This window comes from Virgibacillus xinjiangensis (genome assembly GCF_042643145.1).
Taxonomy (GTDB): domain Bacteria; phylum Bacillota; class Bacilli; order Bacillales; family Amphibacillaceae; genus Virgibacillus_O; species Virgibacillus_O xinjiangensis.
Map to the genome: position 1 here is coordinate 57,237 of NZ_JBHRSA010000057.1, position 14,299 is coordinate 71,535.

Sequence of the window (14,299 nt, forward strand, 5' to 3'; positions counted from 1 at the left end):
AGTGTGGGAGACAGTGTATCAATAGGCCTTCTTGGGCTGGGAGTTGTCGGCTCCGGCGTAATCAAGTTGATTGAAGACCATCAAGAAAAGCTCGTACACCAGCTGGGAGCACAGGTACAAGTAAAAAGTGCCCTTGTCCGCAACCCCGAGAAAGCACGCGATTTGGACAAAGAACGTACACATCTTACGACTAATCCGGATGATGTGCTGAATGACCCGGAAATCGATGTCATTGTAGAAGTTATGGGAGGTATCGAACAGGCACGGGAATATATACTAAGAGCATTTTCTGCCAAGAAACATGTCGTCACTGCCAACAAGGATCTAGTAGCATTGTACGGAAAGGAATTGCAAGAAGCGGCATCTAAAAATAAATGTGACTTCTTTTATGAGGCAAGTGTCGCTGGCGGTATTCCGATCCTGAGGGGAATTACCGATGGACTTTCATCTGACCATATTCAGCAGGTGATGGGTATTGTCAATGGAACAACCAATTACATATTGACGAAAATGAATACAGAGGGAATGAGCTATGAAGACGCACTTCAGGAAGCCCAGGAACTCGGCTTTGCTGAAGCAGACCCCACTTCTGATGTAGAGGGATTGGATGCTGCCAGAAAAATGGCGATTCTCGGACGTCTCGCCTTTTCGACGGATGTCGAGTTGGATGATGTCGAAGTAACCGGAATTAAAGGCATTGAACTGGAAGATCTGCAAAATGGCGATAAATTAGGTTATACGATGAAACTGATCGGTTTTGCCAATTTTGATGATAAAAAACTGGAAGTGAATGTACAACCTACATTGCTATCCAAAGAACATCCTTTAGCAGACGTCAAAAATGAGTACAATGCCGTTTATGTATATGGTGAAGCTGTCGGCGAGACCATGTTCTATGGTCCCGGAGCAGGAAGCTTGCCGACCGCGACTGCTGTAATGGCGGATGTTGTGGCAGCCATTAAAAACATGCGTCTAGGCGTAACTGGCAGTCAAGTTGCTGAATCTCATTTCGAAAAAGAATTGAAACCCGCCGATCAGCGGTTTGGGCAATTCTACGTTCGACTGTATACAAAGGACGAAGCTGGTGTCTTCTCTTCTATCTCTTCGCTGTTCCATGAACTCGGGATAAGCTTCCAACGGATTTTGCAGACACCTGTCGAGCATAATGAATTGGCGGAAATTGTGTTCATCACGTATGAGACATCCCTGGCGAATTTCAATAATGCCTTAAGCAAATTACAGGACTTGGAGAACGTCATGGAGATCAAAAGTTACTACAAAGTGGAAGGAGATGGGGATAATGATATGGCAAGGACTTCTGAAACACTATAAATCATATCTGCCCGTTACAGAAAACACACCAGAGCTTACACTGCATGAGGGCAATACGCCTTTGATTCATTTCCCCAACCTCTCAGAGGAATTGGGAATCGAGTTATATGGAAAAGTGGAGGGAATCAATCCGACCGGTTCGTTTAAAGACAGAGGAATGGTCATGGCAGTCGCCAAAGCTGCCGAAGAAGGAAGCAAATCCGTCATCTGTGCTTCTACAGGCAACACCTCGGCCTCTGCTGCAGCTTATGCTGCAAAGGCTGGCCTGAAGGCAATCATTGTCATTCCCAAAGGAAAAATTGCTTTAGGAAAACTGGCTCAAGCCATGATGTATGGAGCAGAAATCGTAGAAATTGACGGTAACTTCGATGAAGCATTGAAAATTGTACGGAAATTGAGCGAAACCTCCCCCATCACTTTAGTCAACTCCGTGAATCCATACCGTCTTGAAGGGCAAAAAACGGCTGCCTTCGAAGTATGCGAACAGCTTGGACAGGCGCCCGACATACTGGCAATTCCTGTAGGGAATGCCGGGAATATCAGTGCATACTGGAAAGGTTTCGTGGAATACCATGAAAAGAAACAGACAGGGCTGCCGAAGATGTTCGGATTTGAAGCGGAAGGAGCCGCAGCTATCGTAGAAGACCGGGTATTTACAGAACCAGAGACAGTTGCAACGGCCATCCGGATCGGAAATCCTGCAAGCTGGGAGTTGGCTTTAAAAGCAAGAGATGAATCCGGAGGGCAAATCCACTCCGTATCAGACGAAGAGATTCTCCATGCACAGCAGCTGCTGGCAAGGAAAGAAGGAATCTTTGCAGAGCCTGGATCATGTGCTTCCATAGCTGGACTTATTCAACAATGCAAAAATGGATCCATTGAGAAAGGAAGCAAAGTAGCTGCCGTCCTTACTGGTAACGGATTGAAAGACCCTCAGACTGCGATTGACCAGGTAAAAGTAGATCCAGTATCCCTGCCAAACGACGAACAGGCAGTAAGGGATTATGTGGAAGACCGGGTGAAAGCATGAAAAACTTCAGGATTTCCATTCCGGCAACCTCCGCTAACTTAGGACCTGCCTTTGATTCAGCAGGTATTGCCTTGGATTTCTATCTGACGCTTGAGGTAAGGAAAGCTGAGTCATGGAGCATCAAAAACCGTTCAGATTTTCTGCCGGATCATATTCCTTATAAAGAAAATATCATTTACCAGGTGGCTGAGCGTACTGCCAATCAGTACGGCAGAGCTCTCCCTCCATGTGAGATCACCGTCTTTAGCGATATCCCCCTTGCCCGTGGTTTCGGGAGCAGTGCCTCTGCTGTACTGGCTGGAATTGAGGTTGCAAACCAAATGTGCAACCTCTCTCTGACCAAAGAACAGAAGCTGCTCCTTGGCACGATAGAAGAGGGCCATCCAGACAATATTGCGCCAGCTCTTCTGGGCGGTTTCACCGTTACAGCACAGATAGAAAAAGAGCAGGTAAAATGGACAAAACTTCCGGTCCCTGTCTTGGATGTTGTCGGCTATATACCGAATTTTGAGTTGAAGACAGAAGATGCCAGGAATGTACTGCCTGACAGTTTCACCAGACAAGAAGCGATTACGGCAAGCAGTGTCAGCAATATGATGCTCTCCTTCTTCTTGACAGGTGATATGAGGCAAGCTGGCGATATGATGGAACAGGATCTCCTGCATGAACCATATCGTGCCAAACTCCTTCCGCTGTATCCTGATATCAAGCAGAAGGCCAGACAGTTTGGTGCATTCGGAACGGTCATCAGTGGTGCTGGTCCTTCCATGATCTCTTTTGCTCCAGAAGGGACTGGACTAAACATTGCGGGAAAAATGGCGGAAGAGCTGCCGGATTACCGTGTTGTCCACTTGAAGATCGACCCAGATGGATTGAAAGTCATAGAGATGAAAGATGTAAAAGAAGAGACAGCTGCCGAGTGAATCTGCAGCTGTCTCTTCTTTACTATGCTTCTATTTTTGCGCCTTTCTAACGATGTCGTTCATAATGAATCGACTATTTGATCTGGTCGGGAAGTTCACCAAACTATAACTTAGGTCTTGCTGAGGAACATGATAGGACATCTTATTCACCAGGTAATCCAAGGCTATTTGCATCACCTGGACAGTCACCCATTCACCGGCACAGCGGTGGCCCATATTATAATCCCCTCCGCCCTGAGGAACGAAATCGAATGGGTTCTCCTCCCAATTGGCAAACCTATCAGGGTTGAACACTTGAGGGTTCCCCCATCGTTTCGGATCATGGTTTGTTCCATAAAAATCCATCAGCACCAAATCATTTTTGCGGATTTCAAATCCTTTCCATGTAAAATCCTGTTTAGCCTTTGCCGCCTGGAAAGGGAAGAAAGGATAGAACCTCCGAACCTCCTGTACAAACATCAAATTCTGTTTTTCATCTCCGCTCTTCAACTTCTCTCTTTCTTCTGGGTATTGATGAACAGCCAGGGCGGTGAAATTAATATAAACGGCAATAGCTACCATCGGTCGGATAATATTTAATATCTCTTCGGCTGCCGTATGGACATCAAGAAGTTCTCCATTGATATCCCGATAGAGGGAAATGGTGTGAAGAGCCGTTTTTTCGGGAGGACTCAATACTCCCTGCCGCACCTTCTCCACCAGGCTTCCAATCCACTTTTCCGAGCGTGTCCGCGCTTTTCTTGCCTTCCAGTGCTTCCTCCCAAGTGAGGCAGCCCCTTCTATCATGGAGGCAACATCTTCTTTGCGCAAGGAAACTTCATGCGACCATAAAGGGACACCTGCCCAATTGCAGGCAATACGAAGCATCAATTCCTTTGCCTCTTCATACAATACAATTTCCTTTTGCTCTTCCCACCGGTCCAGTGCCGCTTCGAATTGATCGATGGTAATCTCATCCATTACTGCCAACCTGTCTGTCGTCATCAATGACATGAACATCTTCTTCCGACTGTAATGCATTTCGCCATCCAAATTCTGCACACTGTTTTTTCCCAATAGAGTGTTCCGGACCATACCGGGTGCCGCTCCTGAACGTTTGAACAAATCATTGTCATAGAACAGCTCAGCCGCTTCCATTCCACCCATACATAAGGCCCTGCGGCCGAGCAGGCGGGTTTCAAACATATCCGATTGGAAGCTGTGCCTTCTATTAGGAATAAAATGATATCCCTCTCTCAATAAATCGAAGCTGTGATCGAACCCTTTCTCCCTTGCCAATGTATCCGTTTTAGCCAATACCCTCATCCTTTCTGAAAATTACTCCTTTAGAAATTCTTCCCGGATAAGGGTAGGTTAAACACCGGTTGACGTTTCAAGACTTCCCATCCTGGAGCAGGCTATGGCTAAAAAAGACACGCTATCGGTGAAATAGCGTGTCTTTCCATTGTATCTTCCCGCTGAACGAGCCATTATGCTTGTCAGTTCAGCTTATTCTAAAGGCGGCAGACTCCATTCAATCTCCGGTCGGCCTGCCTCCCGGAGGAAGTGATTAGTCCGGGAAAAAGGTCGGCTGCCAAAGAAACCTTTATTTGCTGAGAATGGGCTAGGATGTGGCGATTTAATGATCAGGTGATGAGGGGAAGTTATCAAGTCTTCCTTTGCTTGCGCATTTCTTCCCCATAGCAGGAAAACCACAGGATCCTCTTTTTCATTCACCTGTCTGATCACTTCATTGGTAAAATGCTCCCATCCTTTTCCTTTATGGGAATTGGCCTCCCCTTCCCTGACGGTCAAAACGGTATTCAGAAGTAAGACCCCCTGCTCCGCCCATTTGGTCAAACAGCCATGCTCCGGGATTGGTGCTCCTGTATCTTCCTTGAGCTCTTTAAAAATATTTTTGAGGGAAGGCGGTATTTTAACGTCAGGCTGTACAGAAAAGCTTAATCCATGAGCCTGCTTTGGACCATGATAAGGATCCTGCCCGAGGATCACTACTTTCGTTTGGGCATATGTAGTGTAATGCAGGGCATTGAAGATGTTAGCCTTATCCGGATAAACAGTTTTGGTTTCATATTCTTCTTTTAAAAATGATCGCAACTCCTGATAATAGCTTTTATGGAATTCCTTATCCAGCCGTGGTTTCCAGTCATTCCGGAGAATTTCCACCCTCATTCCTCCTTACACCCAGTTCTTGCTTTATTCTCTATACCCTAAGGAACCTCCATCAAACCTCCGTCAGTTCAGTTTTTTTACAATAAGCACTTTTAAATAATTGCTCTGCGGGTAGTCCCTGTTCTTCTGGAAATCTCCCGGCAGAGAGAATTCATCTAAGATTTTGTAGCGGCTGCCGCTATCGCGAAATCCTTTTTCAATGAACCCCTTGAATTTCTTCATTCCAAATGTAGCATTGTTGGTGGAGGCCACGATGATGCCATTCTTTTCTGTAACCCCCAACGCATCCTGCACCAGCCCAGGATAATCTTTAGCCGTACTGAATGTTCGCTTCTTGGACCGAGCAAAGCTGGGCGGATCAAGAACAACCATATCAAACAGAAGGCCTTTTCTCTTGGCATATTTAAAATAGTCGAATACATCCATTACAATGATATCCTGCTGATCAAAATCAATAGCATTTGCACTGAATTGTTCAATGGTTTTCGGCTTACTGCGCCCGGCAAGGTCGACACTAGTGGTTTTTACGGCCCCTCCCAAAGCGGCTGCAACAGAAAAAGCCCCCGTATACGAAAATGTATTGAGCACATTCCTTCCAGTCGCGTATGTATCGCGAATGGCTTTTCTAACCTCTCTTTGGTCCAGGAAAATGCCAACCATCGCCCCGTCATTCAGATCGACCGCATAGTTCATACCGTTTTCTTTAATGAAAATCGGAAAGTCTCCGCGCTCTCCCTTGACAAAGTCATCCCCATCCACATATCTTCCCTTCGTATCAAAGCGCTTTTTCTCATAAATGGCATGGTAATCACCAAGTTCGTCCAAGACCTGGATAACCTTGTCCTTAAAGCTGTATATTCCTTCACTGTACCAAGTAGTCAGATAATAACCATCATAATAATCAATGGTCAAACCACCGATACCGTCCCCTTCCCCATTAAAAACCCGGAAAGCAGTCGTCTCTGAATCTTGATAAAAAGAGGAGCGCTTTTGCAAGGCTTTGAGCAATCGATCCTTAAAAAATAAATAATCGATCTTCTCGCCTTCTTTGTAGGAAAGCACCCATCCGAGACCCTTGTTCTGCTTGCCATAGTATCCTTTGGCAATAAACCTGCGCTGACTGTCCACGAGATGAAAGACCTTCCCCTCCTCCTTCAGCTCTTCCGGGTGGAGAAGTGAGTCTTTGATGATAAGCGGGTACCCATCTCGGTATCTTTTTATATCCTTTTTCCTTACTTCCAGTTCCATCACCATTGTCTATAATCCATCCCATCACGTTTTGCAACCATTATCGCATGTTCCCACAAAAAGTAAAAGAATTGCTGCAAAGCTTGTCCAGAATAAAAAACAGCCCCGGCCGCAGCCGGGACTGTTGGTGTCATCACTTGGACAGATCTTGAACCCCTTGGTGAATAAGCTCAAACAGCTCTTCGATATCCTTCTCCTCCACACTGGAGAAAGCAATCCGAAGATCTGTTGCATTCACCGCAATGGTCCCCACTCCATACTTATCCAACAGGTGGACACGCAGCTTCTCTGCATCGGTGTGCAACAATTCCAGGCACATGAAATACCCTGAGTTGAATGGATATACCTTCCATGCATGCTGATATTTATCCTGTGCCAATACTTCCTTCACTTTTCTAGCCCTGCTCTCCATCAAGGCATACTTTTCTTTTTTTTCTTTTTCAAAGTCATCGGATTCCAAAGATTTTAAAATCACCGTCTGGGATAAATGGGATCCACTGGAAATCGTACCTCTCACCAGCCCTTTGGCCTTTTGTTCCAATGCATCTTGTACAGCTGCATTCTCCGCGCCAAAAGTGATGAAACCGACACGAAGGCCCCACACGTAGTTTTCTTTGGTTGCCCCGTCAATCTTGACCGGCAGTAACCTCGGATGCAGTCCGATCAATTGGCCGAATATGGATTCTTTTACAGAGTCCTCATAGAAGAGACCAAAATAAGCATCATCCAGCAGAACAACCAGGTTGATTCCACTTTCTGCAGCTTCTTTCAAGACGGATACAATCCCATCCACTTCATCTTGGTGCGGAGTATAGCCTGTCGGGTTGTTTGGAAAATTCAATACCACTATTGCTTTTCCGGAAGTTTTCTGCTCCATTACTGTTTCGCGAAATGCCTCTACATGGAACTTCCCATGTTCATCAAACAATGTAAATTTGGAAAACTCCCCTCCTCTGCGCACATGGAAGGTCAGGTTATAATTTCCCCAAAACTTATCAGGGACAATAATCTGGTCTCCCGGGTTCACAAACAAGTCGCCGGCAATGCTCAAACCATGTGTAAGGGCATTGGTGGCTACGGGGTTACCGAACTTCTTGCCCTCCAATGATGGATTCTCCCTGAACAATTTCTCTTTCCATGCCTTTCGCAGAGCCTCCTTCCCTTGCGGCGGAGCGTACGGATAGATATCCTCCGGGGCATATTCAGGAAGTGTATCCTGGATATGGTCGAAGTGCATCGGTTGATCCTCTTCCGTAGCAATTCCCAATGTAGCATTGAACTTGGATGTCGCTTTTCCTTTCGCTTCGGCGCTTTGGCTGAGAATCCCTTTCGGGTAGAAAATACTCCTGCCTAAATCGGAAAGCATTTCATACGTATGTTGACTTTTCTCTTCAATGATTTCATTAAGTTTCTCTGCTATTTTGTTCAATGTCTGTACCTCCGTTGTTATTGATTGAGAATAGATTGCAATGCATCTATAAAGAACTGATTCTCCTCCTGTGTACCGATAGAGACGCGCACATGCTCTGGCATCCCCCATGTATTCCCATAGCGGACGATGACACCCTTGGTAAGCAGTTCATCATGAATCCGCTTTGCATCCGGACCAAATTTGACCAGAATGAAATTAGCCTGCGTTTCTATATAGCTTAGGCCCAGTTCGTTAAACAGGTGGTAGAGTTGGTCCCCTCCGGTGCTGTTCATTTCTCTTGATGCCTCGACGTGCTCCTCATCTCTAATCGCCGCTGCGGCTGCTGCCTGTGCTAAAGCATTGACATTGAAGGGTTCCTTCACTTTGAGTATTGTCTGGATAACATAATCTGGAGCAGCTCCGAACCCTACACGCACGCCTGCCAGTCCATAAATTTTGGAGAAGGTCTGCAGGGCGATGATCGGGTAACCCGCTTGGACATATTCCACACCGTCTGTATAGTCTTCAGCTGTTGCATAATGGCTGTATGCAGCATCATAAACCATAAGAACATGATCCGGCATGGCCTGCAGCAGTTTCTCCAGATCACTCTTTGGCAGATATGTACCTGTTGGATTATTTGGTGAGCAAATATAGATTAATTTTGTCTTTTCCGTAATGGCAGAAATCATCCGATCCACATTAAACCGGAAATCCTCTTCCAGATGGACAGGGACCACTTCCGCTCCCATCAGCTGAGCTCCAAAGTCATACTCACTGAAAGATGGAAACGGTACAATGATCTCATCTCCCTCTTCCAGGAATGCTTCAGAAACCAGCGTGATCAATTCGTCAGCTCCGTTTGTGACGATCAGCTGATCCTGGGACAGTTCCATTTGGGATGCAATTGCTTCTTTTAACGCACTGGTGTCGGCATCAGGATACCGGTTCAGCCCATCCAAACTGTCTGTGATTGCCTGCACTCCTTTAGGAGACGGACCCAAGGGATTTTCATTGGAGGCAAGTTTCACTACCTTATCGAGTTGGAGCTCTTCCTGCAATTCCCAAATTGGCTTACCTGGGGTATATGGTTTTATTTTTCCTAGAACTTTACGCGGCTGGATTTGATTTGATGTTGCCAATGAATTACATCCTTTCTTATTTTGCCGAATTTTGTCTGCAATTGTTCACACTATTAATTATCCATTATAAACTAAATTGCTTTCTGAATTAACTCCAATTTAAAAATTCCCACTTTATTTTCCTCGTAGAGGTTCGTAACAGACGTGGAATATTTATGGATGACTGCCCCAAAATCCAAATCATTCGCCGGTACTCTTACATGAAAGTCATTTTCATACAGCAGTACAGTTACATCATGATAATCCCTGCTGGTCACCTCGAACTCAAAACCGATGGTCCGTAAAGGCTGTCCATTCTTTGTGATGGTCTCCTGGTAAAAATTCTCGGCATGGAACAATCGGTCATTGATCAATACTTCCTGTGCCACTTGATCACTCCTCTAGCCATTCTTCGATATAATATGATACTAGCAGTTTCCTTTGGGCAACCCCAGTATTTTACATTCTTTTCACTCTTGTCTTAATCCAAACCTACCACGGTACTGCGTCTCTCCATCAATAGAACATCACGCCAGACCCCATTCAATTTCCCAATCCGGCTTCGGACACCTACCATCTTAAACCCAAATTTTTCATGGAGACGTATGCTTCCATGGTTTTCCAGAAAGATGCCGGCTTGTAGCGTCCAAAAACCTTTCGACTCACTTTTTTTCACCAGTTCATCCATCAGTTTCGTGCCTACTCCCTTCCCGGAGCTTCCTGTCCGGAGATAAATGCTCAACTCTGCCACCCCCGAAAAAGCGTCTTTGGAAGCCACCGGCAGAAGTGCAGCCCAGCCAATCACTTGGTTCCCTTCTCTGGCAACCAACCGGCAGACCTGCAAATACTTTCTGTCCCACTCTTCCCGATCAGGAGGCTCTGTATCAAATGTAGCATTTCCAGTCTCAATTCCATCTTGATAGATTTGCTTAACCTGATTCCAGTCTTCTTTCCTCATTTGATCAACCATTATGATCCTTTCCAAGCCGTCCACCTCAACTTAATCCTCGATTGATTTTCCATCATTTTATCATACCTGCTGAAACCAGCTTTATACGGTTGGCGAAAGAGTGAAAATCACCTACAATAGGTTTAATCATGTGTGACTTCCAGTATTCGGTTTCATCTGTACGGCTCGTACGGGAAGTGGACTGGAATGTCACTTTTTATATTTGTCATATTTGGAGGTCCGCCATGAAAATATATGTAGATGCTGATGCATCACCGGTAAAGCAAATTGTCATCAATACAGCAAAACAGACTGGAATCCCGGTTGTCCTTGTCCAGAGTTTTGCCCACTATTCTCCTGGTGAACAAACATACGGCGTGGAAACCGTCTATGTCGATACAGGTGCTGAAGCAGCTGATTATAAGATAATGAAGCTGGCTGAAAGTGGGGACATCATCGTGACACAGGATTATGGGCTCGCATCTCTTGGACTGGCAAAAGGCTGTGTTGTCCTGCATCATAAAGGCTTCGCTTATACGAACGACAATATCGATCTTCTCTTAGAAACCCGTTATGCCAGTGCCATGGCAAGAAAGAGCGGGAAGCGGACCAAAGGACCTAAAGCATTTACTGCAGAAGATCGGAACAAATTTGAAATACTGCTGAGAGAAACCATTCAGCAGCAAAAGGAGAATGAAGATGAAAATTATCTCGATTGAACCTACACCTAGTCCTCACTCCATGAAAATAAACTTGGATGAAGCACTAACAGATGGGAAGACCCTCAACTTTAAACGTACAGATGAACGGGAAAACGCACCCGATTATGTAAAAGAATTGTTTCAAATAGACGGTGTGAAAGGGATTTATCAAGTGATAGACTTTATCGCTCTTGAACGGCATCCGAAACATGATTGGGAAGAAATCCTTCCCCGTGTGAGACAAGTACTCGGCTCTGCGGAAGACCCCGAAGAAATGGTTATAGAAGGAAAAACAGCCAATGATGAAGCTTTTGGTGAAGTAAAGGTATTCGTTCAAATGATTCGTAAAATTCCCATGCAGGTGAAACTTCAAGATGGTGATGCCGAAAAACGTTTCAGCCTGCCAGAACGTTTTACTAATGCTGCCATGGAAGCCTCCATGGCTTCCGAAAATATGCTGATGGAAAGAAAGTGGGTGGAACAGAGCCCTCGCTATGGCAATATCGACGAAATAGGTGAAACCATCGTGGAAGAATTGTCCGCCAGTTACGATGAACATCGGCTCGCTAACTTGTTGGAAGAAGATGACTCAGCCGAGGCGCCTAGAAATGAAACTGTTACCATAGAGATGTTGGAGCACACGGATTGGAAAGAGCGCTACGCAGCGCTCGACCGGATCATCGAACCTACACTCGAGCATCTTCCTATTTTGACGAAGGCGTTGGATGATGAGAAATCATCGGTGCGGCGCCTGGCTGCAGCATTTCTCGGCATGATTGAAAGTGAGGAAGTACTGCCGCCCCTATTCAAAGCCTTACATGACAAAGCCGTTAATGTCAGAAGAACTGCTGGAGACTGTATTTCCGACCTGGGCTATCCCAGCGCGATCCCAGAGATGGCCAAGGCACTGGATGACCCAAGCCGGATTGTCCGTTGGCGGGCTGCCATGTTTCTCTATGAAGCAGGAGATGAAACAGCTGTACCTGCCTTGCGCGAGAAGTTGGATGATCCGGAATTTGAAGTTAGAATGCAGGTGAAGATGGCACTCGCCCGTATTGAAGGGGGCAGATCAGCACAAGGATCCATTTGGCATCAGATGACCCAGGCAGTAAAGAAGGATTAAGATCCTCTTGAAGTAAAAGGTTTGGGGAGAAAAGAGCATTATACGAGGATTACAAGAATACCTATCAATTGATCACAGAACCCATCCATTGGACGTGGTTGACACTAACCGTCAGGAGAGGAAGTAAAACATGAGAAACTTACTGCAATCCATTACAGACAGGGCATCCAGTAAGAGGGGAGTATGGATCACGTTGGGAATTTGGCTATCTGCCCTGGTTTTCTTATCCATCTTCGCTCCATCTGCCCATGATTACCAAGTCTCCAGTATCGAGACACTACCTGATGATGCTCCTTCCGTCGTCGCGCAAAAGAAAGTGGAGGATTATTTTGGTGAAAGTGACCAGCTACCAGCCATCTTGGTTTTTCACAAAGATAGTGGAGCGATAGATCTAGAAAGAGTAGCAGACTTCACAACCGAGCTGGAAGCAGAGCAAATAAATGGCATCGAAGAGGTCCTTCCCTTCGATAAACTGCCACCTCAGGCTATCAAAGAATTTATAACAATGGATCGGGATACCGCCTATCTCCCACTCCAACTGGATGGAGAGCTGGATACAGCGGAAATCAAACAGAGCTTGAATGAAATTAGCGCGGTGGCTGGCAATCATCTGGATTCCGAACTGTCCATCACCGGCCCTGCCGGGATAGCCGTCGACACTAATGATTTGTTCTCACGTGCCGACCTGGTTCTGATCATGGCTACAGTAGCAATCATTCTGGTCCTGTTGGTGCTCTTGTACCGTTCTCCATTGTTGGCACTCATACCTCTGTTAGCGGCAGGTTTTATTTATCAAGTTACCATGCAGGTACTAGGGATTTGGGGGAAAGCTGGACTTCTGATGAGCACCCAATCCATATCCATCATGACCATTCTTTTATTTGCAGCAATGACAGACTATTCCCTTTTTGTATTCTCCCGTTTCCGCGAGGAATTGAAACGTGAGGATAACAAGTATGAAGCGATGAAGCAGGCCATGAGAGGAACTGGCCTCCCGGTTTTCTATTCGGGGGCCACGGTGCTGGCAGCAATGCTCCTGCTTCTGTTTGCAACGCTTGGTGATTATCAGAATTTCGCTCCGATATTCGGAACAGCAATTGCAGTAATCATGCTGGCTTCAGTTACCCTCGTTCCCTGTCTGTTCACCATATTCGGAAGGAGATCATTCTGGCCGGTAATTCCCAAGGTGGGCGACCCTCAAGTAAAGGCCAGTTCATTTTGGGCACGTATCGGAAAGTTCATCGTAAAAAAACCAGTCATCGCAGTAACTGTAACCGGCACCTTCCTCCTTTTATCTGCAGTGAATGTATTCAACTTGGAGTATGAATTTAACTTGCTCAAGTCTTTTCCAGAGGATCTGCCTTCCCGTGAAGGTTTTACTCTGCTAGAGGAAAACTTTGAAGCAGGTGAACTGGCTCCAACCACGGTCCTGCTGGAAGCAGAGGGTCAAATCTCCGAAGAAGAGCAGGAAGTCTTAAGAAAAGAACTTGCAAATCAGCCACTCACAGGCAGTGTTCAATTGAACAGTACCAACGATCAAGGTAATGCTTTTTCCTATCGAATGGTTTTTGAGGAGAATCCGTACTCCACCGAAACGATGGATGCCTTGGAGAGTATCCGGAATGATGCCGGGAGTATACTGGAAGATGCTGGTATACACGGCGCCTTATACTTTGCAGGAGAAACAGCTGCGTCCATCGATGACAGGTCACTGAATAATAGAGATCTTCTGCTCATTGTCCTTCTGGAAACGGTGGTAATCTTCCTTCTGTTGGCATTCCTGACCCGTTCTTTCAAGATGCCGGTATTTATGATGGGGACTAACCTGTTATCTTTTGCGGCTGCTCTTGGTCTAGGAATGTTCCTGACCAGTCTGCTTTTTGATATAAGCTCAATCAGCAACAGGGTCCCGGTTTATGCCTTTATTTTCCTCGTAGCTGTTGGGATTGATTATAATATCATGTTGATATCGAGATATTTGGAAGAGAAGGAAAAACTCCCAGTGAAAGAGTCAGTAGAAACGGCAGTCACCCATACTGGAGGAATCATATCATCCGCCGGGCTGATTCTGGCTGCGACCTTTGCCGTGTTGATGACCCAACCGATTCAACTATTGTTTGTTTTCGGTTTTATTGTGGCTGTAGGCATTTTGATAGATACCTTTGTCATCCGAGGTGTGCTGCTTCCCGGCCTGCTCGTACTCTTTGATAAAAAACGGCAGACCTCAAGCCGAGAAAGGGAATCCGAATAATATAAAAAGCAGAATGGCCGAGCCGTTCTGCTTTTATT

At 45.8% G+C, this 14,299-nt stretch carries 13 protein-coding genes; 6 read left to right on the forward strand and 7 right to left on the reverse strand.

From position 1 onward, the window contains the following. The first annotated feature begins 3 nt into the window (after positions 1 to 3). From ACFOGI_RS15775 to thrB, 3 genes are read left to right on the forward strand one after another with little or no spacing between them, the layout of a single operon-like run. Positions 4 to 1,332, forward strand: coding sequence for a homoserine dehydrogenase (locus ACFOGI_RS15775; RefSeq protein ID WP_390274662.1), 1,329 nt, complete (start codon positions 4 to 6; stop codon positions 1,330 to 1,332). Continuing rightward, entirely contained in the window at positions 1,301 to 2,362 is a 1,062-nt protein-coding gene (gene thrC, locus ACFOGI_RS15780; protein ID WP_390274664.1) for a threonine synthase, read from the forward strand. Before ACFOGI_RS15775 ends, thrC begins: the two co-directional genes overlap by 32 nt. Continuing rightward, entirely contained in the window at positions 2,359 to 3,285 is a 927-nt protein-coding gene (thrB, locus tag ACFOGI_RS15785) for a homoserine kinase (RefSeq protein ID WP_390274667.1), read from the forward strand. Before thrC ends, thrB begins: the two co-directional genes overlap by 4 nt. A 30-nt stretch (positions 3,286 to 3,315) precedes the next feature. Here the strand turns inward: thrB and ACFOGI_RS15790 are convergent, their stop codons facing one another. The 7 genes from ACFOGI_RS15790 to ACFOGI_RS15820 all read right to left on the reverse strand — a co-directional run bounded on the left by ACFOGI_RS15790 (position 3,316) and on the right by ACFOGI_RS15820 (position 10,222). Further along, positions 3,316 to 4,590, reverse strand: a complete 1,275-nt coding sequence (locus ACFOGI_RS15790) for a cytochrome P450 (RefSeq protein ID WP_390274669.1) — start codon at positions 4,588 to 4,590, stop codon at positions 3,316 to 3,318. 183 nt (positions 4,591 to 4,773) lie between these two features. Further along, positions 4,774 to 5,451 carry a uracil-DNA glycosylase gene (locus tag ACFOGI_RS15795; protein WP_390274671.1) on the reverse strand — a complete coding sequence of 226 codons (678 nt, stop codon included), beginning with the start codon at positions 5,449 to 5,451 and terminating at the stop codon, positions 4,774 to 4,776. Positions 5,452 to 5,520: 69 nt separating this feature from the next. After that, positions 5,521 to 6,711: a class I SAM-dependent rRNA methyltransferase gene (locus ACFOGI_RS15800; protein WP_390274674.1), complete on the reverse strand. Its 1,191-nt coding sequence runs from the start codon at positions 6,709 to 6,711 to the stop codon at positions 5,521 to 5,523. 127 nt (positions 6,712 to 6,838) lie between these two features. Continuing rightward, complete coding sequence (locus tag ACFOGI_RS15805) at positions 6,839 to 8,134, reverse strand: aminotransferase class I/II-fold pyridoxal phosphate-dependent enzyme (RefSeq protein WP_390274677.1); 1,296 nt, start codon at positions 8,132 to 8,134, stop codon at positions 6,839 to 6,841. Positions 8,135 to 8,151: 17 nt separating this feature from the next. Next, positions 8,152 to 9,258 (reverse strand): histidinol-phosphate transaminase, encoded by a 1,107-nt coding sequence (gene hisC / locus ACFOGI_RS15810; protein WP_390274680.1) that lies wholly within the window; start codon positions 9,256 to 9,258, stop codon positions 8,152 to 8,154. A 71-nt stretch (positions 9,259 to 9,329) separates the two neighbouring features. Continuing rightward, complete coding sequence (locus ACFOGI_RS15815; protein WP_390274683.1) at positions 9,330 to 9,626, reverse strand: DUF3219 family protein; 297 nt, start codon at positions 9,624 to 9,626, stop codon at positions 9,330 to 9,332. A 92-nt stretch (positions 9,627 to 9,718) separates the two neighbouring features. Next, positions 9,719 to 10,222 carry a GNAT family N-acetyltransferase gene (locus ACFOGI_RS15820; protein ID WP_390274686.1) on the reverse strand — a complete coding sequence of 168 codons (504 nt, stop codon included), beginning with the start codon at positions 10,220 to 10,222 and terminating at the stop codon, positions 9,719 to 9,721. A 209-nt stretch (positions 10,223 to 10,431) separates the two neighbouring features. On the opposite strand from ACFOGI_RS15820, the gene ACFOGI_RS15825 reads away from it, so the two are divergent. The 3 genes from ACFOGI_RS15825 (at position 10,432) to ACFOGI_RS15835 (ending at position 14,261) form a co-directional block, all read left to right on the forward strand. After that, positions 10,432 to 10,905 carry a YaiI/YqxD family protein gene (locus ACFOGI_RS15825; RefSeq protein WP_390274689.1) on the forward strand — a complete coding sequence of 158 codons (474 nt, stop codon included), beginning with the start codon at positions 10,432 to 10,434 and terminating at the stop codon, positions 10,903 to 10,905. Next, positions 10,886 to 12,010, forward strand: a complete 1,125-nt coding sequence (locus ACFOGI_RS15830; RefSeq protein WP_390274691.1) for a conserved virulence factor C family protein — start codon at positions 10,886 to 10,888, stop codon at positions 12,008 to 12,010. Before ACFOGI_RS15825 ends, ACFOGI_RS15830 begins: the two co-directional genes overlap by 20 nt. A gap of 130 nt (positions 12,011 to 12,140) precedes the next feature. Continuing rightward, entirely contained in the window at positions 12,141 to 14,261 is a 2,121-nt protein-coding gene (locus ACFOGI_RS15835; RefSeq protein WP_390274694.1) for an MMPL family transporter, read from the forward strand. The last annotated feature ends 38 nt before the right edge of the window (positions 14,262 to 14,299 follow it).